The organism is Pseudomonas sp. Y5-11 (assembly GCF_022368695.1).
GTDB classification, from domain to species: Bacteria; Pseudomonadota; Gammaproteobacteria; order Pseudomonadales; family Pseudomonadaceae; genus Aquipseudomonas; species Aquipseudomonas parakoreensis.
Map to the genome: position 1 here is coordinate 3,088,180 of NZ_CP058974.1, position 20,644 is coordinate 3,108,823.

17 protein-coding genes are annotated in these 20,644 nt (G+C 60.6%); 6 read left to right on the plus strand and 11 right to left on the minus strand.

From position 1 onward, the window contains the following. Position 1: 1 nt before the first annotated feature. The 5 genes from HXW87_RS13735 to HXW87_RS13755 form a co-directional block, all read right to left on the minus strand. Positions 2-1,867, minus strand: a complete 1,866-nt coding sequence (locus tag HXW87_RS13735) for an extracellular solute-binding protein (RefSeq protein ID WP_239779077.1) — start codon at positions 1,865-1,867, stop codon at positions 2-4. Positions 1,868-2,017: 150 nt separating this feature from the next. Then, positions 2,018-4,729 (minus strand): TonB-dependent receptor, encoded by a 2,712-nt coding sequence (locus HXW87_RS13740; protein WP_239779078.1) that lies wholly within the window; start codon positions 4,727-4,729, stop codon positions 2,018-2,020. A 206-nt stretch (positions 4,730-4,935) separates the two neighbouring features. Then, the gene (locus HXW87_RS13745; RefSeq protein ID WP_003223575.1) at positions 4,936-5,337 is read right to left on the minus strand and encodes a biopolymer transporter ExbD; all 402 of its coding nucleotides are present in this window, start codon (positions 5,335-5,337) and stop codon (positions 4,936-4,938) included. Next, a complete protein-coding gene (locus tag HXW87_RS13750) occupies positions 5,337-6,044 on the minus strand; it encodes a MotA/TolQ/ExbB proton channel family protein (RefSeq protein WP_007966644.1) in 708 nt (235 codons plus the stop codon). Before HXW87_RS13750 ends, HXW87_RS13745 begins: the two co-directional genes overlap by 1 nt. Positions 6,045-6,090: 46 nt before the next feature. Further along, positions 6,091-6,915 (minus strand): energy transducer TonB, encoded by an 825-nt coding sequence (locus HXW87_RS13755; RefSeq protein ID WP_239779079.1) that lies wholly within the window; start codon positions 6,913-6,915, stop codon positions 6,091-6,093. A 1,082-nt stretch (positions 6,916-7,997) separates the two neighbouring features. Between HXW87_RS13755 and HXW87_RS13760 the strand changes: the two genes are divergently transcribed. Next, on the plus strand, positions 7,998-8,621 hold the full coding sequence (locus HXW87_RS13760; protein ID WP_239779080.1) for a glutathione S-transferase N-terminal domain-containing protein: 624 nt from the start codon (positions 7,998-8,000) through the stop codon (positions 8,619-8,621). Positions 8,622-8,757: 136 nt separating this feature from the next. Here the strand turns inward: HXW87_RS13760 and HXW87_RS13765 are convergent, their stop codons facing one another. Continuing rightward, a complete protein-coding gene (locus HXW87_RS13765; RefSeq protein WP_027613875.1) occupies positions 8,758-9,198 on the minus strand; it encodes a CBS domain-containing protein in 441 nt (146 codons plus the stop codon). A 342-nt stretch (positions 9,199-9,540) separates the two neighbouring features. Between HXW87_RS13765 and HXW87_RS13770 the strand changes: the two genes are divergently transcribed. Then, complete coding sequence (locus HXW87_RS13770) at positions 9,541-11,901, plus strand: DNA polymerase II (RefSeq protein ID WP_239779081.1); 2,361 nt, start codon at positions 9,541-9,543, stop codon at positions 11,899-11,901. On the opposite strand, the gene HXW87_RS13775 is transcribed toward HXW87_RS13770, so the two are convergent. The 3 genes from HXW87_RS13775 to HXW87_RS13785 form a co-directional block, all read right to left on the minus strand. Beyond that, positions 11,866-12,336 (minus strand): DUF1810 domain-containing protein, encoded by a 471-nt coding sequence (locus HXW87_RS13775; protein ID WP_095667002.1) that lies wholly within the window; start codon positions 12,334-12,336, stop codon positions 11,866-11,868. The two genes, HXW87_RS13770 and HXW87_RS13775, sit on opposite strands and share 36 nt — an antisense overlap. 28 nt (positions 12,337-12,364) lie before the next feature. Continuing rightward, positions 12,365-13,186 carry an aldo/keto reductase gene (locus tag HXW87_RS13780; RefSeq protein ID WP_182404237.1) on the minus strand — a complete coding sequence of 274 codons (822 nt, stop codon included), beginning with the start codon at positions 13,184-13,186 and terminating at the stop codon, positions 12,365-12,367. 191 nt (positions 13,187-13,377) lie between these two features. Continuing rightward, on the minus strand, positions 13,378-14,526 hold the full coding sequence (locus tag HXW87_RS13785) for an aldose epimerase family protein (RefSeq protein WP_182404238.1): 1,149 nt from the start codon (positions 14,524-14,526) through the stop codon (positions 13,378-13,380). 356 nt (positions 14,527-14,882) lie between these two features. On the opposite strand from HXW87_RS13785, the gene HXW87_RS13790 reads away from it, so the two are divergent. From HXW87_RS13790 to HXW87_RS13800, 3 genes are all read left to right on the plus strand, one after another. After that, positions 14,883-15,632: a hypothetical protein gene (locus tag HXW87_RS13790; protein WP_047291528.1), complete on the plus strand. Its 750-nt coding sequence runs from the start codon at positions 14,883-14,885 to the stop codon at positions 15,630-15,632. 156 nt (positions 15,633-15,788) lie between these two features. Continuing rightward, entirely contained in the window at positions 15,789-17,003 is a 1,215-nt protein-coding gene (locus tag HXW87_RS13795) for an MFS transporter (protein WP_182404239.1), read from the plus strand. A 208-nt stretch (positions 17,004-17,211) separates the two neighbouring features. Beyond that, complete coding sequence (locus HXW87_RS13800; protein ID WP_041074069.1) at positions 17,212-17,997, plus strand: sulfite exporter TauE/SafE family protein; 786 nt, start codon at positions 17,212-17,214, stop codon at positions 17,995-17,997. Between the two features lie 80 nt (positions 17,998-18,077). Here the strand turns inward: HXW87_RS13800 and HXW87_RS13805 are convergent, their stop codons facing one another. Beyond that, a complete protein-coding gene (locus HXW87_RS13805) occupies positions 18,078-18,551 on the minus strand; it encodes a GNAT family N-acetyltransferase (protein ID WP_182404240.1) in 474 nt (157 codons plus the stop codon). Positions 18,552-18,760: 209 nt separating this feature from the next. Between HXW87_RS13805 and HXW87_RS13810 the strand changes: the two genes are divergently transcribed. Next, complete coding sequence (locus HXW87_RS13810) at positions 18,761-19,333, plus strand: DUF4174 domain-containing protein (protein ID WP_182404241.1); 573 nt, start codon at positions 18,761-18,763, stop codon at positions 19,331-19,333. Positions 19,334-19,470: 137 nt separating this feature from the next. Here the strand turns inward: HXW87_RS13810 and ampC are convergent, their stop codons facing one another. Continuing rightward, on the minus strand, positions 19,471-20,637 hold the full coding sequence (gene ampC / locus HXW87_RS13815; RefSeq protein WP_239779082.1) for a class C beta-lactamase: 1,167 nt from the start codon (positions 20,635-20,637) through the stop codon (positions 19,471-19,473). Between the last annotated feature and the right edge of the window lie 7 nt (positions 20,638-20,644).

Consider the following 20,644-nt stretch of genomic DNA (forward strand, 5'->3'; position numbering starts at 1 on the left):
GTCACTGGCCCCCCGCAAGCTGGGTGTGCATCTGTTGCGTGGTCAACGGCTTGGCCGAGACCTCCCACCAGGTGTTGAGGCCTTCGTCGTAAGCCGGTTGCACCGGCGGCATGCCGAAGCGGTTCTGATACACCGTCGGCGTGCCTTTGGAGTAGTAGTTGGGAATCATGTAGTAACCCCATTGCAGCACCCGGTCGAGGGCGCGGGCGTAATGCACCATGGCGTCGCGGGTGTCGGCCTTGACCAGCCCGTCGATCAGTTGGTCGACCGCCGGGTTGGCCAGCACCATTGAGTTGGAACTGCCGACCTGCGTGGCACTTTGCGAGGCGTACAGGCTGTACAGTTCGCGGCCGGGGGAGACGATCGGATCGCCACTGCGCGGGAAACTGGTGACGATCATGTCGTAGTCGCGGGCGTTGAGCCGATTGACGTATTGCGCCGAATCGATCCGCCGTAGATTGAGGGTGATGCCGATCTGCGCGAGGGTGCGTTTGAATGGCAACAGCATGCGGTCGAAGCCGCCCTGACCGTCGAGGAAGGTGAACGCCAGCGGCTCGCCAGTGGCGTTGACCAGTCGGCTGTGTTGCGGCGTCCAGCCCGCCTCGGCGAGCAGCTTCAGCGCCTGCAACTGCTTGTCGCGTATGTAGCCGCTGCCGTCGGTTTTCGGCGCCTGATAGACCTCGGTGAACACCTCGTCCGGGATCTGCCCGCGCAACGGTTCGAGGATCTTCAATTCCTCGGCGTCGGGCAGGGCGGTGGCGGCCATTTCACTCTTCGGCCAGAAGCTGTTCTGACGCACGTAGAAGCCGCGCATCATCTGCTTGTTGGTCCACTCGAAATCCCACAGCAGACTGATCGCCTGACGCACGCGGCGATCCTGAAAAATCGGGTTTTGCAGGTTGAACACGAAGCCTTGCGCCGCCGTGGGTTTTTCCGGGGCGAGAATCGCCTGTTGCAAACGCCCGTCACGCAATGCCGGGCTGTCGTAGCCGACCACGTAACCGGACGAAGAAAACTCGCGGTTGTAATCGAACGCACCGGCCTGCAGCAGTTGGCGAGCGACGTCGGTGTCGCCGTAGAAATTCACCGTGAGCGTGTCGAAGTTGTACATTCCGCGACTGACCGGCAGGTCCTTGCCCCACCAGTCCGGGTCGCGCTGGAAACTGATGCTGCGCCCGGCGTCGACCTTGCTCACGCGATACGGGCCGCTGCCCAGCGGCGGTTCGAAGCCGCCGCCGTTGGCGAAATCGCGCGTCTTCCACCAGTGTTCGGGCACCACGCGCAGCGTCGCCAGGTCCAGCGCCAGGGTGCGGTTGAGGTTGTTCTTGAAGGTGAAACGCACCTGCCGTGGACCTTCGATCAGCACGTCCTGCACGTCGGCGTACTGCTGGCGATAACTGAGGCTGCCCTTGGTCATCAGCAGGTTGAAGGTGTAGCGCACGTCTTCGGCGGTGATCGGCGTACCGTCGGCGAAGCGGGCCTTGGGGTTGAGGGTGAAGCGCACCCAGAGCCCCTCGGGATCGCGTTCCATTTGTTGCGCGACCAGTGCGTAAACGGTGTAGGGCTCGTCCAGCGAACGGAACGCCAGCGGCGCATACACCCAGTCGTTGACCTGCACCACGGAAATGCCCTGATCGGCATACGGGGTGATGTAGTTGTACTGGCCGATTTCCATCGACGCCCGGCTGAGCGAACCGCCCTTGGGCGCGTCGGGATCGACGAAATCGAAATGCTGGAAACCCGCCGGATACTTCGGCGCTTCGCCGTACACCGTCAGTGCATAGCTGCCGGCGGCCATTGCTGGCACAGCGGCGCAGAGCAAGGCGCCGCCGAGCAGCAGGCCAGCCATGTTGCGCAAAAAACTCATGAAGTCACTCCTCAAAAATCCCTGAAAGAACCCGGCCCCCTGTGGGAGCGAGCTTGCTCGCGAATGCGGTGTTTCAGTGAAGGATGTGTTGACTGATACGACGCCTTCGCGAGCAAGCTCGCTCCCACATTGGGGATGTGGTGTTTCCGGTCAGAAGTGATACGTCATGCGCGCAAACAGCGTGCGGCCCAGCGGGTCGGTGTAGCGCGGGTCATAGCCGCTCTGGAAGTTGTAGGCCTGGTTGGAGAACGGTGGGTTGCGGTCGAACATGTTCTTCATCCCGGCATCGACATCCAGCACCTTGTTGAAGGTGTAGCCGGCCGACAGGTCCCACACCGAATACGACGCCACGCGTGCGTGGGTATCGCGGTCGTAGTCGTTGTAACCGGTGGTGAAGCGGTTGGTCAGCGACGCCCTTGCGGCGCCGAAGGTCCAGCTGCCGGTGAGGTTGTGTTTCCAGCGCGCGATCACGCCGTCCCCTTCGAAGTCGCCAACCTTGTCGGTGAACGGGCCTTTGATGGTGCTCTGGAAGTCGTACTCGTCCACGTAAGTGCCTTGCAGCCCCAGACCGAACTGGCCGTAAGGGGTGTTCGGGAAGCGGTAGTCCAGCGACACATCGACGCCGTTGGTTTCGACGATGCCGAGGTTGGCATTGCCGGTGACGATGTAGTTAAGCGTGCCGTCGGCGTTGCGCACGAAGCGATCCGGGTAGCTGCCGGCCTGATCGAACACGGTGGACTCGGGGAACGGCTGGATCTGGTTGGAAATGTGAATCCACCAGAAATCCAGGCCCACGGAAAGGTTGCTGACCGGTTGATAGACGAAGCCCAGCGTCACGTTGCGCGCCTTCTCCGGAGCCAGATCTTCATTGCCGCCGATCTGATTGAGGAACTGCTGACCGCAATCGCGCCCGCCGTTGCCGCCCGGTTGCACCACGCCGCCGGTACACAGCACCGGATCGTTGTAGTAGCCCTGGGTGTAGGTGATGCTGCGTGGCGAATACAGCTCGTAGAGCGACGGCGCCCGAAAGCCTTCGCTGTACGCGCCACGCACCACCAGCTCTTTGAGCGGCTGATAACGGAACGAGTATTTCGGGTTGGTGGTGCTGCCGAAGTCGCTGTATTTGTCGTGACGCACAGCGGCGGACAGTTCGAGGCTGTCGAGCACCGGCACATTGATTTCGGCGTACGCGGCTTTCACGCTGCGGTCGCCCTCGACGCTGCCGGCCGGGTCGATACCGAGGCTCTGGATGTCACCGGCAAACGACTCGAAATCCTGATGGAACTTCTCTTTGCGGTACTCGCCACCCAGCGCCAGACCGGCCGGCCCGGCACCGAACCAGTCTCCGATCTCGCGACTGACCCGCCCGTCGAAACCGGCCACGCGGCCGACGGCGGTGGAGTAGGCGCCGTGGTACATCGCTTGATCGATGTATTGCTGACCGGCGCTGGTCTGCGGGCCGAACGGGTTGAGCAGACCACTGGCCAGACCGTTGATCATCGCCTGATCGCTGACATAGCCGCTGGTGACGCTGGAGACGATTTTGTTCTGGTTGTACGAGGCGCCGACGTTGTAATCCCAGCCGCCGACCAGACCGTCGAAGCTCAACAGAAAGCGCTGGCTGGTGTTCTGGTCTTTCGATTCCCGTGGGCCGGCGGCGGTTTCGCGCCAGTTCACATCGACCGGTTGCGTCGGGTCGAGGGCGAAGCCCGTGGGGCCAGGCGTGATGCCGTTGCCGGGGTAGTACGGCGACGAGGAATCCAGGCTCAGGCCGGTGAGCGGGGCCGGGCCAACCGCGGTGGCGTTGTTGTTGCGTGACCAGAAGTATTCGAGGTTGACGTTGTGATCGTCGCCGAGTTTGCCGGTGGTCTTGCCGAAGAACGAGGTCTTCTCGGTTTGCGGAATCAGGTCGATGTATTCGCGGGTGCTGAAGCGGCACAGGCCATCGCGCGCGACCAGGTTCGGCCCGTTGCAATTGCTGTTGGCCAACGGGTTGGTGGCGTTGCCGTTCTGGCTGTAGTTGCCGGGGAACGCGGTGCCGGAGGTCTGATCGAGGCCACGACCAGGGTCGTAGTCGCGGGCGAAGGAGCGGTCGTTGGCGTCGAGGTTCTGTTGCTTGTTGTAGTTGAACACGCCGAGCACGTTGAAGCGGTCTTCTTCCAGATCGCCATAGCCCCAACTGGCGCTCATGTCTTTGGTGGCACCGCCGCCGCTGTGGGTCGGGGTTTCGCCACCGAGGGTGAGCTGGCCGTCGGTCAGGGATTTTTTGGTGATGAAGTTGATCACGCCGCCGATGGCGTCGGTGCCGTACAGGGCTGATGCGCCGTCGCGCAGAACCTCCACGCGCTCGATGGCGGCAAACGGGATCATGTTCAGATCCACCGCGCCGCCGGCCGAGTTGGTGCCGGACAAGGCATTGTTGGCCAGGCGCCGACCGTTGAGCAGCACCAGGGTCTTGTTCGCGCCGATGCCGCGCATGTCGGCAAACGAAGCGCCACCGGTGGCGGCGCCGACCGAGCCGGCGCTGTTGTTTATCGACTGGCTGCCGGTGATCCGCTGCACCAGTTCGGCGGTGGTAGTCACGCCCTGTTTGCGCAGCTCATCGGCTTTCAGAATGGTGATCGGCACGGCCGTTTCCGCATCGACCCGGCGAATCGCCGAGCCGGTCACTTCCACCCGTTGCAATTGTGTGGTCGGTGCCACCACTGCGGCTGCAGCGGGAACGGCGACGTTGTCGTCCTCGGCGGCTTGCACGGTCCCGGCGCCCATCCCCATGGCCACCAGGTACAACGGAACAAAACGGTGACGAGAAATCGTTGCCACCAAAGGTTTGAGCGTGAAGCGTGGAGTGTTCATCAGCATGGTTGTTTCCGACTTGATCAGACGTTATCGAATTGGCCTTGTGAGCCCCTCATTGCTCCGCTTTCGGTGATACCGCATGCGGAAAGCCACTTTCTTCAAGCAAGCCGATCCCCTCCGAAGACGTCTGGCGTTTTTCGGTCGGCTGATTGCGACGGGATTCTTCAGCGGTGCCGGGCGCGTTTCTCAGCGCGCGCCCGGCACCGCACTCAGTGGGTGGTCATCACCGAAATCTTGCTGATGCCCGAGCGTTCGATGGACGCCATGGCCTTGGCCACCTGGCCGTAATTGACGTTGGCGTCGGCCTGCAGCTGCACGCGCACTTCGGCGTCCTTGGCCTTGACCTCCTTGAGGCTGGCCTCCAGAGATTCCGGTGCCAGTTCGGTTTTCGCCAGGTAGAACTTGCCGTCCTGATCGACGCTGACCACCACCGGGTCTTTCTTCTCGGCAGGGGCGACGGCGTCGGTTTTCGGCAGGTTGACCTTGATCGCGTTGGTCATCAGCGGCGCGGTGACGATGAACACCACCAGCAGCACGAGCATCACGTCCACCAGCGGCGTGACGTTCATTTCGCTGAGTACTTCATCGCTGTCTTGGGTGGAAAAGGACATCAGCTGGCCTCCCGCACGGCGGCAGTGGTTTTGCTGGCGATGGCCTGGCGGCTGATGGAGAACGCGCTGCGCGAGGCGAGGGCATCGAAGTCGTGGGCGAAATCATCCATGTCCGCCGAGGCCAGTTTCAGGCGGCGCAAAAAGAAGTTGTAAATCAGCACCGCCGGGACCGCGACGGCGATCCCGACGCCAGTGGCGATCAGCGCGTGACCGATCGGGCCGGCGACCGCTTCAAGGCTCGCCGAACCGGTTTCGCCGATGCTTTGCAGGGCTTCCATGATCCCCCACACGGTACCGAACAGGCCAATGAACGGCGCGGTGCTGCCGATACTGGCGAGGATTGCCTGGCCGTTTTCCAGCGAGCGGCGTTCCTTCTGAATCTGCTGGCGCAGGTTGCGTTCCAGGCGATCGGAACGGTTGATGGTGTGCGCCAGTTGTTGCGTGGTCCGTGGCGATTCTTCCACCAGCAAGGCTTCGAAACCGCTGCTGGCGATGCGCGCCAGCGAGCCCGGATACTGGCTGGCGTGCTCGGCCGCGGTGAGCAGATCCGGCGCGCCCCAGAAGGCTTTGCTGAACTGTTTGTTCTGGGCTTTCTGGCGCAGGTATTGCGCCGACTTGACCAGCAGGATCGCCCAGCTGACCACGGAAAACAGCACCAGGCCCCAGAGCACACCGGGGACAATCATCGAAGACAGTGAATTGTTCATCGCTACACCTCGCTTGCATTAAGTCGGTTGTGAGTTGGGTTTGCCGTTATTGCGGCAATTTGAAATCGATGGTCTGGGTGGCAAAGCCGTCAATCGGCGTGTCACCGCGTTTGGCCGGAATGAACTTCCAGTTCTTTACCGCCGCGACGGCGGCGTCATCCAGTTGCGGTTTGCCGCTGGACTTGGTCACTGTCACCGAACCAGCACGTCCGTTGGCCAACACCTGAATGCGCAGCACCACGCTGCCTTCCCAGTTGCGCCGCAGCGCCAGTGACGGGTACTCCGGCGGCGGGTTGCCAAGGCTGGCAAGGCCGGAAATCGCGGCCGATTCCTTGACCGGGCCCGGCGCGGCGGCAGGGGCCGGTGGCGCGCTCGGCGTGGTTGGCGCTGCCGGGGCGGCGGGTTGTGCCGGGGCGGGCGGGGCTTTTGGCGGCTCGACCTTCTTCACCGGTTTGGGCTTCTCGAGCGGTTTCGGTTTTTCGATCGGCTTGGGTTTCTCCACCGGTTTCGGCGGTGGCTTGACCGCGTCTTCGTCCTCCACCGGTTGTTCCGGTTCCGGAGGTGGAGGGGGCGGCGGTGGCGGAGGTGGTTCCGGTGTGGGCGGTGCCGGTGGCGTCGGGCTGGTCAGCTCGACGGTCATTTCCGGAATCTGCGGCGGCGTCGGCAGGGGCTCGGGCCGGGTCTGCTGGAAAAACCACCAGGCACCGCCGTGTATCAGTGCCGATACCGCCACCAGCAACAGCATCTGCTGCTTGTTCAACCCGCCGGGCTGCGAAGTGTTGGCCGTGAAGGCCGGTCTGCCCGGTGGTGGCGGGACTGGCGCGTCCCGTAACGGCCCCGGCAGGGTTCTGTGCTTTACCGCATCGTTCATTAAAGCTCCCTCGGGTTGATGAAGGGCAATAAGGTGCCGTCCGAACATTTCGTTGATGTTCGAGTGGGTGGGTGTAACTTTCTTTTGGGTGTACGCAAGCCGATAGTTGAACTATCTATTGAATAGGCTTGTGCAGGCTTACTGGCTTAACGCCAATGACTTCGTTTGTTCATTCGCCATTCCCTGGTGTTGTTCTGTGTCGGTATGGATTGTTTCAATGGTCGTGATTCATTTTGCAACCGCTGTGCCAAATATTGCTGAAATGTAGCGCGGTTATTTCATGGCTGTTACCCATGTCGCATTTATATAAATTTTACAGACGGTCCCCATTTTATTTAGTGCATGACTGTCCGCGGCCCCGAACGCCGGGGCTTTTTTGCAGGCGAGTCAGACCGGGCGCCGTATCGGCCGGATTAGCCAGATAGAGCCGCTGAGCTCGGGTCCTCCAGGGCGCTTGATGGTGCGCGACGGACTGATTTGGTGCGGGTCAATGTTTTAGCGGGTCACGGCGCATGTTCCTTGTTTTTGTTTAAATGAAATCAGTATTCCGGATCTGCGTTAGTTGCGTGTGCAGGAACGCTTTTGGTGCAATTAAAAAATCAATTGAAGTTATTGTTCGACAATTTGGCAGTCGCTGATTAACTCAGTGCTGGCTCAACAACTTCATGGGTCTTATTTAAAAAATAAATACCACGCTGCCGTCGGCGCATTATTCAGCGCCAGCAGAGTGGTCGGTTATCAGGTTCAGGTAATGACGTAAATGCGCGGGTGGCCGGTGCTGTTCAGGTGAACTCGACATTGCGCGGATGGGTATAGACAGGCCGTGAAACGGCAGAACGATTGAAGATTCACGCAGTGACCTCCTTGTTGCCAGTTCGGATACGCGAACTTTTGGTCCGGTATCGCACCTTACAAGAACGCGGATAGCGTTCGATGATTGCTCTTGGTGCGGGATGGGCACCGCCAGCGCAGTTTTGCGGGGTTTGAATTCGCAAGTCGCGAATGCATGGGAAAAACGTGCCAAAGCCGATACACCCGCTATAAATAGGGCTACACAGATCCGTCGAGATCGAGGAGGGGGCATGTATCAACTGTACGGACATCGCAATTCGGGTGCTGCAGCCATCGAAGCAGCGCTGGAGTTATGCCAGATCGCCTATCGCTTCATCGATATCGAAGCTTCGAGCGAGGCGGCCGAAGCCCTGGCGCGCCTCAATCCACTGAAACAGGTGCCGACCCTGCAGTTGCCCGATGGCAGTGCGATCACCGAGAGTGTGGCGATTCTGATTCACCTGGGCCTGCGCTTCCCCGGATTCGGCCTGTTGCCGGCCGAGGCCACTGATCGCGATCAGGCGATTCGCGGCATGGTCTACATCGCGAGCAATTGCTACGCGGCCATCGGCGTCATCGATTATCCCGAACGCTGGCTGGTGATGCCGGACGAAGCCTCACGACAGAATCTGATGGCCGGTGCCCGCGAGCGCTTGCACTGGAGTTGGGAAGTATTTGCCGACCAGTTTTCCGCCGAGTTGTACCTGGACGATGAGACGCCCGGCGCCCTGGACGTGCTGGCAGCGGTGGTGACGCGCTGGTCGGGGAGTCGCGAGCACCTGCGCCAGACCCGCCCCGGGTTCTACGCATGGTTGCAGCGCATTGACCGGCATTCGGTGCTGGCGCCGGTGTTTGCCCGGCATTGGCCGGGTTGACCACCACAAGATCCTGTAGTGAGGGGATTTATCCCCGATGTGGCACGAAGCACCCCCAAAAAAGCTGGGACCGCTACGCAGTCCATCGGGGATAAATCCCCTCACCACAGGGCTCACTCCTAAAGGAGGGAGGGAATTATTCCCCGCGAATGTACTGCTCCAGCTGCTTGATCAGCTCGGCCTGTTCGGCAATCGCCTCTTTCACCAGGTCGCCGATCGACAGCAGGCCGATCAGCTTGCCGTTCTCCACCACCGGCAAGTGGCGCAGGCGTTTGTCGGACATGATGCCCAGGCAGGTGTCGACGGTCTGGTGGGTGTCCACGGTGATGACGTCCTTGACCATGATGTCGCGCACCGGTGTGCCCACTGACGAGCGCCCGTGCAGCACCAGTTTGCGCGCGTAATCACGCTCACTGATGATGCCGACCACTTTGTCATCTTCCATCACCACCAAGGCCCCGACGTTTTTCTCGGCCATTTTCATCAGCGCTTCGAGCACCATGTGACCGGGATCGATATGGTGCACTTCCTGATTTTTCTGATCTTTGAGCTTGAGCAGTTGGGCGACGGTCTTCATGGTGGTTACTCAGGTGTTGTCGTTGTTCTCCAAGCATCGTAGACGCTGGCGCGCAGGGCAAGGTGGCAAAGCGGCAGATAGCACGCAAAAAACGTCATTTGCCGAAAATACCTACCCCTGAGCCTGCGCGAAGGGAAACCTTGTGGTGAGGGGATTTATCCCCGATGGGCTGCGAAGTAGCCCCAAACTCATGAAGCCGGATTTTTCTGACACATATCACTGGATGGTTTTGGGCCCGCTACGCAGGCCATCGGGGATGAATCCCCTCGCCACAGGGTATGGGGTTATCCCCTGAATGGCAGCGTAGAATGCCCCTCTGATTCAATTCCTGAGGTTGCAGTGGTGGATTTACAGCAGGGCTTCGTCCTGACCCGGCATTGGCGCGACACCCCGGCCGGCACCGAAGTCGAGTTCTGGCTGGCGACCGACGCCGGACCGCGCCGTGTGCGTCTGGCGCCGCAGACGTCAGTGGCGTTTATCCCCGCTGCACAACGCGAAGCAGCCGAACGTCTGCTGCACGATGAAAAGAATGTCGAGCTGCGCCCGCTGGCCCTGCAGGATTTCGAGCATCGCCCGGTGCTGGGCCTGTATTGCCAGCAACACGGTCAATTGATGCGCCTGGAAACCGCGCTCAACCGCGCCGGGGTCGACGTCTTTGAAGCCGACGTGCGCCCGCCGGAACGCTACCTGATGGAGCGCTTCATCACCGCGCCGGTGCTGTTCAGTGGCAGTGCCGATGACGACGGCATCTTGCTCAATGCCCAACTGAAACCCGACCCCAACTACCGACCGCAACTGCGGCTGGTATCGCTGGACATCGAAACCACCGAAACCGGCGAGCTGTATTCCATTGCCCTGGAAGGCTGCGGCCAGCGTCAGGTGTACATGCTCGGCGCACCGAACGGTGATGCGAGCATTGTCGACTTCGATCTCGAATACTGCGATTCGCGCACCGTGATCCTGAAAAAGCTCAACGACTGGTTCGCCCTCCACGACCCCGACGCGATCATCGGCTGGAACGTCGTGCAGTTCGACCTGCGCGTCCTCCACGAACACGCGCGGCGCCTCGGCGTGCCGCTGAAAATCGGCCGTGGCGGTGAAGAGATGCAATGGCGCGAACACGGCAGTCGCACGCACTACTTTGCTTCGGCGGCGGGGCGGCTGATCATCGATGGCATCGAATCGCTGCGCTCGGCGACCTGGAGTTTCCCCTCGTTCAGCCTGGAAAACGTCGCCCAGACCTTGCTTGGCGAAGGCAAGGCGATCGACAACCCATACCAGCGCATGGACGAAATCAACCGCATGTTCGCCGAGGACAAACCGGCGCTGGCCAAGTACAACCTCAAGGACTGCGAACTGGTCACGCGGATCTTCGCCAAAACCGAACTGCTGACGTTTTTGCTCGAACGCGCCAGCGTCACTGGCCTGCCGGCGGACCGCAGCGGCGGCTCGGTGGCGGCGTTTACCCATTTGTACATGCCGCTGATGCACCGTCAGGGTTTCGTAGCGCCGAACCTGGGCACCAATCCGCCACAGGCCAGCCCGGGCGGCTTCGTCATGGATTCACAGCCGGGGCTGTACGAGTCGGTGCTGGTGCTCGATTACAAGAGCCTGTATCCGTCGATCATCCGCACCTTTCTGATCGACCCGGTGGGGCTGATCGAAGGTTTGCAGCACCCGGACGATGCCGATTCGGTTCCGGGTTTTCGCGGCGCGCGTTTCTCGCGCACCCGGCATTGCCTGCCGTCGATTGTCGCGCGGGTCGCCGAAGGTCGCGAGACCGCCAAACGCGAGCACAACGCGCCACTGTCGCAGGCGCTGAAGATCATCATGAACGCGTTCTACGGCGTGCTCGGTTCCAGCGGCTGCCGGTTTTTCGATACGCGTCTGGCGTCGTCGATTACTCTGCGCGGCCACGAGATCATGCTGCGCACACGCCAGCTCATCGAAGCGCAGGGCCATGCGGTGATCTACGGCGACACTGATTCGACCTTCGTCTGGCTGCGCCGGCCGCACGGTCAGGAGGAGGCGGCGCAGATCGGTCAGGCGCTGGTCAAACACGTCAACGACTGGTGGCGCGAGCACGTGCGGGAAACATACGGCCTGCAAAGCGCCCTCGAATTGCAGTACGAAACCCACTACAAACGCTTTCTGATGCCGACCATTCGCGGCGCCGAGGAGGGCAGCAAGAAGCGCTACGCCGGACTGGTGACCCGCGCCGACGGCAGTGAAGAAATGGTCTACAAAGGCCTGGAAACCGTGCGCACCGACTGGTCGCTGCTGGCCCGGCAATTTCAGCAGGAGCTTTACGAACGGATCTTCCAGCGCAAGCCGTATCAGGATTACGTGCGCGATTACGTGCGCAAGACTCTGGCCGGCGAGTTCGATGAACGACTGGTCTACCGCAAGCGCCTGCGCCGCACCCTCGACGACTACGAACGCAACGTGCCGCCGCATGTGCGGGCGGCGCGGCTGGCCGATGATTACAACGCGCAGCAGGGTCGCCCACGGCAGTACCAGAATGGCGGCTGGATCAGTTACGTCATCACCCTCGCCGGGCCGGAACCGCTGGAAGTGCGCCGCGCCGCCATCGACTACGACCACTACATCACTCGCCAGCTGCAACCGGTGGCGGACGCGATTCTGCCGTTCGTCGACGACGATTTCTCAACCCTGATCGGGGGGCAACTGGGCCTGTTTTGAGTCCAGTAGCTGCAACGTCCATTCGTCGAGGATGCCGTGGAAGTAGCGCTCCAGTGCCTGAGCGAACGGGCAGTCGTCGGCGCTGAACTGCGCAAACAGGGTCATCGAGGAGTGGAATTTCAGGTCGTCGGGGTGGCCGAAAATCTCGGCTATCGAGCGCTGACGGATGTTCAGCACCAGTTGCGTGCAGGTGCGCAACCGTGCGCCAAGCAGGTCGTGGGCCAGATAGGCCTGCGCCTCTTCGGCGGATTGAATGGCGTAACGCCGGGACATCTCGCTGCCACCCAGCCCGGCGAACTGCGGGAACACAAACCACATCCAGTGACTGCGTTTGCGCCCTTCATCGAGTTCGCGCTGAACCCGTTCGAACACCGGGTCCTGCGCCTGGACGAAACGCTGCAGATTGAACGGATCGTACTGATCAGTGCTTCTCATGACGAAGCCCTCGCCAACGGCCAGCGACTCAGACCATCGCCAGCCGTTGCTTGCGTTGTGGCGCTTTGAATACCTGATCCAGCGCCGCCAGATCCCCGGCATCCAGTTGCAACTGCGCCGCTTGTGCATTGAGTTGCACGTGTTCCGGTCGCACAGCCTTGGGAATCGCAATCACACCATCCTGACGCAGAATCCACGCCAGTGAAACCTGTGCCGGGGTTACCTTGTGACGAGTGGCAATCGTGTTCAGCACCGGTTCAGCCAGCATCGCACCGCCCTGACCGATCGGGCAGTACGCCATCAATGGCATGCGTTGCTGCTGGCACCATGGCAGCAGATCGAATTCGACGCCGCGCTCTTCCAGGTTGTACAGCACCTGATTGGTCGCACAGGCCGGGGAAGACAATTCTTCGAGATCATCGACATCAAAATTCGACACGCCCCAACGGCCAATCTTGCCGTCCTCGCGCAGGCGTTCGAAGGCTTCGACGGTTTCTTCCAGCGGATACTGGCCGCGCCAATGCAGCAGATAGAGGTCGATGTAATCGGTGCCGAGCCGGCGCAGACTGCGTTCGCAGGCTTGCGGGATACCTTTGCGGCTGGCGTTGTGCGGATAGACCTTGCTCACCAGAAACACCTGATCGCGCAGGCCCGCGATGGCTTCGCCGACGACAGCTTCGGCACCGCCTTCGGCGTACATTTCTGCGGTGTCGATAAGGGTCATGCCCAGTTCGATGCCTTGGCGCAGCGCGGACACTTCACGCGAGTGCGCCGAGCGGTCTTCGCCCATGCGCCAGGTGCCTTGGCCGATCACTGGAACCTGCACGCCTGCCAGTTCAAGGGTACGCATTCAAACCTCCTGTGCTGATGGTCATACCTTAGTGGGCAGCAGGATAGCGCAGGGGTTCCAATGGCCTCCAGAAAGGAGTGGATCGGGGTTGTGGCGAGGGGATTTATCCCCGATGGGCGCGCAGCGCCCCCCAAGAAGCAGGGTTGCTGCGCAACCCATCGGGGATAAATCCCCTCACCACAAGGCAAGTGTTATTTCGCGGAGAACTTCAACACCACGCTATGGCTGTAAGTCTGCCCCGGATCCAGCCGCGTGCTCGGGAAGTCCGGCTGATTCGGCGCATCCGGATAGTGCTGCGTTTCCAGGGTAAACGCGCCCCAGTGCGGATAGACCTTGCCGCCCTTGCCCTTGACCGTACCGTCGAGGAAGTTGCTGGTGTAGAACTGCACGCCCGGCTCGCTGGTGAACAGCTGCAGATGCCGTCCGGATTGCGGATCACTGACCTCGGCGGCAACTTTGCTCACATCACCTTTGGTGTCCAGCACCCAGTTGAAATCAAAGCCGCCCTGTTTCGGTTCGGCGAATTTCAGCTGCGGGTGTTCAGCCTTGATGTGCGTGCCGATGGCAGTGGGCTGGGTGAAGTCCATCGGCGTGCCGGCCACGGGCGCCAGTTCGCCGGTCGGGATCAGTTTGCCGGTGACCGGGGTGTAATGGCTGGCGTGCAAGGTGGCCACCTGCTTGAGGATGTCGCCATTGCCGGCACCGGCGAGGTTGAAGTAGCTGTGGTTGGTCAGGTTGAGCACCGTCGGTTTATCGGTGCTGGCCTTGTAGTCGATGCGCAACTCGTTGTTGTCGGTCAGGCGGTAGGTCACTTCGGTGGTGAGATTGCCGGGGAAGCCCATTTCACCGTCCGCCGACAGATAGGTGAGGGTCACGCCGACTGAATCCTTGTCCTTGGTTGCCTGCGCTTTCCAGACTTTCTTGTCGAAACCCTGGGTGCCGCCATGCAAGGCGTTGGACTTGTCGTTCTGCGGCACTTGATAGCGCTTGCCGTCGAGTTCGAATGCACCCTCGGCCAGGCGATTGCCGAAACGGCCGATGGTCGCGCCGAAATACGCCGTGCCTTTCTGGTAACCCTGAACATCGTCGAAACCGAGCACCACGTCAGCGGCTTTGCCGTGTTTGTCCGGTACTAGCAGCGATTGCAAGGTGGCGCCGTAGGTGATGACGGTCGCCTGCATGCCGTGGCTGTTGCGCAGGATGTATTGCTCGACGGGCGTGCCGTCATTGGTTTTGCCAAAGGCTTTGTGTTCGGCGGTCAGGCCGGCTGCGTTGGCGGAGAGGGTGGCGATCATCAGGGACAGTCCGAGGCCGGAGAGCAGGTGACGGGATTGAAGCATGGTTGACCTTCCTTTTTGTTGTTTTGAAAACACCACAATTCCCCCTGTAGGAGCTGCCGCAGGCTCGGGTCGCGTTCGGACGATCTTTTGATCTTGATTCTAAAAACGAAGGTCAAAAGATCGCAGCCTTCGGCAGCTCCTACAGGTAACTAGTCAATCTATTTTGGTAGTGGAAGAAGGTTTATAGCTGATTGATCGTGTATTTCAACAATAAAGACTGACTAATTAGCTTGGCGCTCATTCGCCGCCAATCAACCGGGCAGATCCGCCACTGCACTTTTTTGCAATTGCCGGCTCTATCCTTGGCCAGGATGCGGCGACGCCCGCCGCGCAGGAATGTGCCCGTTCGAGAATTCATGCCGAGAGCTTTTCACCCGATCATCCGATTTGTTCGCCGCCCGTGTCTGCTGCTGGCCTGTCTGTCATCGCTGTTTGTCAGCGGTTGCACGCACCAGACCGGCAACGGTTTCATCGCTCAGATGCGTGACGGTCAACCGCAGGAATTCCTGCAGACCAGCGTCGACCGCATGGCCACATTGGCGATGCGCGACAACCTCAACAGTCTTTATCGGTTGATGGGCAAGCTGTATTTGCGCAACCCGGAAGAACTGCGCAAATCGGGGTTCCTCGACATCAACACCGCGGTGAAACAGGTGCGCCTGGCGGTCGAGCAGCAGCAACCGTTGCCGGTGCTGGGCGGGCGCAAGGATCTGGCGGCGCTCAGCTATGCGATGAGTCCGGAGTTTCTCGGGGATCGGGTCGGCGCCTTCATCTATGCCATTGGCAGCATGCTGGTCACCGCTCATGGCAACCGCGTCGAGTTCTACATGACCGACGCAATCAACCCGACCTTCGTCCACAACGCCGCGCGCAACATCGAGAAAGCCACGTGGATCCTGGCCCAGCGCCAGAACAAGGAAGGCCAGCCGCTGCTGTTCTCCAATGAAATCTCGGAGGAGGGCAGCAACCTGAGCTTCGCCACCGAATTCGGCAAGATCGTCGCGCGGCTCGACTTGCTGACGCAGATGCTCGACGAGCGTTACCGGCGTATTGGCCTGAATTACGCGCAGAGCCTGCTGTTCCTGAATTTCCTCCCGGTGCAGTGAACCCTGTAGGAGCTGCCGCAGGCTGCGATCTTTTGACCTGGATCTTAAAAAACCAAGTCAAAAGATTCCAGCCTGCGGCAGCTCCTACAGGGGTTGGTGGTGTAAGTTGTATACAGTTTCAAATAAAAATTAGCTCAAAAGGGAGCTGCACCTGTCATGACCGACTCCGCAAGCACCGACTTCAACCGCATCGACCGCGTCGCCCGTACAGAAAAACTGCCGTACGCCGCGTTACTGGCGTTCGCCATGACCGGCTTCATCGCCATCCTCACCGAGACGTTGCCGGCCGGGCTGTTACCGCAGATCGGCGCCGGGCTCGGCGTCAGTGAAGTGCTCGCCGGGCAACTGGTGACGCTGTATGCGCTGGGTTCGATAGTCGCGGCGATTCCGCTGACCGTGGCCACCCGGGGCTGGCCACGGCGCCGGGTGCTGCTGATGACGGTCGGTGGTTTCCTGCTGTTCAACACGGTGACCACGTTCTCCAGTCATTACGGCCTGACCCTCGCGTCGCGCTTTCTCGCCGGGATGGCCGCAGGACTGTCGTGGGGCATCATGGCCGGGTACGCCCGCGGGATCGTGCCGGTGCATCAGCAGGGGCGGGCGTTGGCAATCGCGATGCTGGGCACCCCGGTGGCGCTGTCCCTGGGTACTCCGGCGGGGACGTGGCTGGGTAACCTGATCGGCTGGCGTGCGTCGTTCGGGATCATGTCGGCGCTGGCATTGGTGCTGGCGGCGTGGATTGTGCTGGCGGTGCCTGATCGTCCGGGCCAGGCCAGCGCCGAGCGCCTGCCGTTGCTGCAGTCATTGCGCCTGCCGGGCGTGCGGCCGGTGCTGTTCGTGGTGCTGACCTGGATGCTCGGGCACAACATTCTCTACACCTACATTGCGCCTTTCCTGATGCAGGCCGGGCTGGCCGAGCGTGTCGATCTGGTGCTGCTGGTGTTTGGTCTGTGTTCGCTGGTCGGAATCTGGATCATCGGCGTGCTGGTGGATCGCTGGCTGCGCTGGCTGACCCTGATCAGCCTCGCGGTATTTGCCGTGACTGCACTGGTGCTGGCGCTGATGTCTGCGTCGCCGTGGCTGATCTACACCTGCATGGCCGTGTGGGGCCTGTCATTTGGCGGCTCGGCAACGTTGCTGCTGACGGCTGCGGCGGATTCGGCTGGCGAGCATGTGGACGTGGTGCAGGCGATGCTCACCACGTCCTGGAACGTGGCAATTGCCGGCGGCGGCCTGTTTGGCGGGTTGCTGCTGGATCAGGCGGGGGCGATGTCGTTTCCGTGGGCGCTGTTGATCCTGTCGCTGATTGCGCTGGCGACGGTGTGGATCAACCGGCATCACAGTTTCAAACCGGGCCGGCGCCAGCACTGAACCACACCTCCACTGTAGGAGCTGCCGGAGGCTGCGATCTTTTGATTTTGTCTTTTAATCAAGATCAAAAGATCGCAGCCTCCGGCAGCTCCTACAGTGTTAGATGTAGGAATCGGGCATAACGATAGACCGCATTGATATATGTGGTTATATGAAAAATCGCTATGCTGCGGGCCAGATTTTTCCTGTCGTTTTTCTGGACGTCTTAATGGAATTGGCAAATTTCGGCCTGGTCATCGCCGGGCTGGTGGTGGGTTTTATTGTCGGCATGACCGGTGTCGGCGGCGGTTCGTTGATGACGCCGATCCTGCTGTGGTTCGGTATCAACCCGGCAACCGCGGTGGGCACTGACCTGTTGTACGCGGCCATCACCAAATCCAGTGGCGTACTGGTTCACAAGAAGAACAACAACATCGATTGGGCGATCACCGGTTGGCTGACCCTTGGCAGCGTGCCGGCAGTCGCCCTGACCTTGTGGTTTCTCAGCAGTCTGCACACAGCGCCCGAGGCGATGAACGCGATCATCAAGCAAGCCTTGGGCTGGGTGTTGTTCGCCACCGCGCTGGCGATTCTGTTCAAGAAGCGCCTGCTCGAATTCGCCCATAATCGCGCGGGCGGCAACTACAACCCGAGCGGCGCGCGCCTGAACGTAATGACCGTGATCACCGGTCTGATCCTCGGCACCATGGTCGCCCTGACATCTATCGGCGCCGGCGCCCTCGGCACGGTCGCGTTGTTCATTCTTTATCCGCTGCTGCCAACCCGCCGTCTGGTCGGCACCGAAATTGCCCATGCCGTACCGCTGACCCTGGTTGCGGGTCTTGGCCACGCGAGCATGGGCAACATGGATTGGGGCGTGCTGGGTTTCCTGCTGATGGGTTCGCTGCCGGGCATCTGGCTGGGCAGCCACCTGACCGGGCGCATTTCCGATGAATTGCTGCGCCCGTGTCTGGCGACCATGTTGCTGTTGATCGGTTACAAGCTGGCGTTCTGATGTAGGAGCTGCCGCAGGCTGCGATCTTTTGATCTTGATTGTAAAAACGAAGATCAAAAGATCGCAGCCTGCGGCAGCTCCTACACTGGGGTATGAAGGATGTTGAATTTCATGACGGTCACCGGCAAATCCTCGTAGACCAGATCCTCGACCACCTCCCAACCCAACCGCGCATACAGTGCTTGCGCCGCATCGGTGTACAGATACAACGTCTGTACGCCCAACGCTCTGGCTTCTTCAACAATACGTTTGACCAGTTGCGAAGCAATCCCGCGCCCGCGTTCTTCGGCCTTCACATAAACCCCCGCCAGCCACGGCGTCAGTTGCGGGCGGATCTTCATGTCGCTGTCGATCAGCAGCGCGCCACCGAGCAATCGGCCGTCTTCAATGGCCACCACCACGCTGGGAACCGCACCCTTGCCGCAGGCGGCGCGCATCCGTTCGGTACGAGCCTCAAGGGTATCGCCGTCGCGGAATTCGCCCCATTCCTTGAAATTGAGTTCGGCCAGTTCCTCAATCAAATGCGGGTGATCGCACAGGTAGTCGATGTGCATGGGCTGAACTCCTTTTCATGGGCGGAACAGCCAGCCTAATGCGCTCATAAAAGGTAATCAAATCCGCGTCACGATTACGCCGATGCGGTTGCGCAATGACGCGGCTGACCTAAGCTTCTGACAAGGCGAAACATATTTGCCGGGCACAGGTCCGGAACAATCGCCGCGATGCGCAATCATTAGAGCGTGGATATCAAAAGGAGATGCGCATGCTCATCAGGTCACTGACCCTGACACTCTTGCTGGCGATTGCCGGCCCCTTGTTCGCCGCTGACAACGATTCGCCCATAGCCGGGGATATGGGACGGGCCCGACCGTTGATCGTGATCGCACAAAGCACCGTCGACCCCGTGTGGATGGGGTTGAAAAAGTCGCTGGAAGATCCGGCGAACAAGAAAGGTGTGACTGACCGCAACATCAAGGTCTACACCATCCTCAATATGGCCGGTCAGCTCGACGGCAAAGACCTCGGCCAGCAGGACACCATGGCCTTGTTGCGCTCGCTGAAGCTGGGCGCCGGGGCGTACCCGAAAGTGTTCCTGCTGGGCAAGGACGGCGAGACCAAACTCTCGGCCTCGGGCGATGAAGCGAAGTCGGTGGACCTGAAGAAAATCTTCGACACCGTTGATGCACTGCCGGCCAGCGAAAAGGAAATCAGCGCACCGACGGTCGCTGAAACCAAGGCCACCGCCGCCGAACCGGCAGCCAAGAAAGGCGAGAAGGGCGCCAAGGCGGGCAAACCGGCGAAACCGAGCAAGCCACCGGAAATGCCGGATGATTGACGGCATGGTCTGAATCAAAAAAATGGGCGACCTCTACAGGTCGCCCATTTTTATTGCCCGCCAATAAGATCGCAGCCTGCGGCAGTTCCTGCATGGGGCCGGTGCAGGAGCTGCCGCAGGCGGCGATCATTTGATTTTCAGTTGGTCAAAACGCTGAGGATCGTGTGAGCAATCTTCACCCGCTCCGGAATCGGAAAATTCTTGTTCGCCAGAATCACCACGCCGACATCCTTCGACGGCACAAACGCCACGTAACTGCCAAAGCCACCCGTAGACCCGGTTTTGTTCAGCAGCACATTATCCGCCTGCGATTGCGGCGGGTTGAGCCACTTCACCTTGTGCGGCTGCATGGCCATTTCTGTACTGTTACCGGCCAGCAAGCGGTCGAGGCTGATCGGGTAACGGTACATTTCCCAACCCAGGCCTTGGGTCATGTCGCCGACGGTGTAGTAACCGGTGTGGGTGTTGGCGATGGCTTGTTGCAGTGGGGCTTCCAGGCTTGCCGGTTTCAGGTTGGCCTGAACGTAACGCAGCAGGTCGGCGGCGCTGGTTTTCACGCCATAGGCTTGTGCATCCATCGCGCCCGGGGTGACGCGCACCGGTTGGTTGTTCTTGTCGTAGCCCTGCGCGTACAGGCTCATTTGCGCTTTCGGCACTTGCAGGTAGGTGTGTTGCAGACCGAGTTTCGGCAGCAGGGTTTCACTCATTGCCTGATCATAGGGCTGGCCAAGAGTCTTGGCGGCCAGATAGCCGAACAGGCCCAGGCTCGGGTTGGAGTAAAGACGCTGGCTACCGGCCGGGAAGCTCGGTTTCCACTGTTGGTAATAGTCGAGCATCTTGTCCGCCGAATCCCACTGGTCAGGGAATTGCAGCGGCAGGCCACCAGCGCTGTAGGTGCCCAGTTGCAGTACGCTGATGTTGTCGAAAGCGCTGCCTTTCAGTTCCGGCCAGAGCTGGCTGGCTTTGGTCGACAGGTCCAGTTTGCCGGTCGCCTGCGCGTAGCCCGCCAGGGTCGCGGCAAAGGTTTTACTCACCGAACCGATTTCGAACAGGGTGTTTTCGCTGACTTTCTGCCCGGTATCCTTGGCGGCGACGCCGTAATTAAAGTAATGCGGTTGGCCGTGGACGGTGACAGCCACGGCCAGGCCCGGAACCTGTTGTTGCTGCATCACCGGGGCGACGGCTTTTTTTACCAGGGCTTGCAATTGCTCGTCGCTGGGTGTGGCGGCCATGCACGTGGTAGCAGCGAAAATCACGCCAAATGCGCTGCAGATGATGACTTTGCTCGGATTGATGAACGACATGTGTGAC

Excerpts from the sequence above, each read along its gene's own strand:
- HXW87_RS13735 (WP_239779077.1), bottom strand. The coding sequence starts at position 1,867 with ATGAGTTTTTTGCGCAACATGGCTGGCCTGCTGCTCGGCGGCGCCTTG.
- HXW87_RS13740 (WP_239779078.1), bottom strand. The coding sequence starts at position 4,729 with ATGCTGATGAACACTCCACGCTTCACGCTCAAACCTTTGGTGGCAACG.
- HXW87_RS13745 (WP_003223575.1), bottom strand. The coding sequence starts at position 5,337 with ATGTCCTTTTCCACCCAAGACAGCGATGAAGTACTCAGCGAAATGAAC.
- HXW87_RS13750 (WP_007966644.1), bottom strand. The coding sequence starts at position 6,044 with ATGAACAATTCACTGTCTTCGATGATTGTCCCCGGTGTGCTCTGGGGC.
- HXW87_RS13755 (WP_239779079.1), bottom strand. The coding sequence starts at position 6,915 with ATGAACGATGCGGTAAAGCACAGAACCCTGCCGGGGCCGTTACGGGAC.
- HXW87_RS13760 (WP_239779080.1), top strand. The coding sequence starts at position 7,998 with ATGTATCAACTGTACGGACATCGCAATTCGGGTGCTGCAGCCATCGAA.
- HXW87_RS13765 (WP_027613875.1), bottom strand. The coding sequence starts at position 9,198 with ATGAAGACCGTCGCCCAACTGCTCAAGCTCAAAGATCAGAAAAATCAG.
- HXW87_RS13775 (WP_095667002.1), bottom strand. The coding sequence starts at position 12,336 with ATGAGAAGCACTGATCAGTACGATCCGTTCAATCTGCAGCGTTTCGTC.
- HXW87_RS13780 (WP_182404237.1), bottom strand. The coding sequence starts at position 13,186 with ATGCGTACCCTTGAACTGGCAGGCGTGCAGGTTCCAGTGATCGGCCAA.
- HXW87_RS13785 (WP_182404238.1), bottom strand. The coding sequence starts at position 14,526 with ATGCTTCAATCCCGTCACCTGCTCTCCGGCCTCGGACTGTCCCTGATG.
- HXW87_RS13790 (WP_047291528.1), top strand. The coding sequence starts at position 14,883 with ATGCCGAGAGCTTTTCACCCGATCATCCGATTTGTTCGCCGCCCGTGT.
- HXW87_RS13795 (WP_182404239.1), top strand. The coding sequence starts at position 15,789 with ATGACCGACTCCGCAAGCACCGACTTCAACCGCATCGACCGCGTCGCC.
- HXW87_RS13800 (WP_041074069.1), top strand. The coding sequence starts at position 17,212 with ATGGAATTGGCAAATTTCGGCCTGGTCATCGCCGGGCTGGTGGTGGGT.
- HXW87_RS13805 (WP_182404240.1), bottom strand. The coding sequence starts at position 18,551 with ATGCACATCGACTACCTGTGCGATCACCCGCATTTGATTGAGGAACTG.
- HXW87_RS13810 (WP_182404241.1), top strand. The coding sequence starts at position 18,761 with ATGCTCATCAGGTCACTGACCCTGACACTCTTGCTGGCGATTGCCGGC.
- ampC (WP_239779082.1), bottom strand. The coding sequence starts at position 20,637 with ATGTCGTTCATCAATCCGAGCAAAGTCATCATCTGCAGCGCATTTGGC.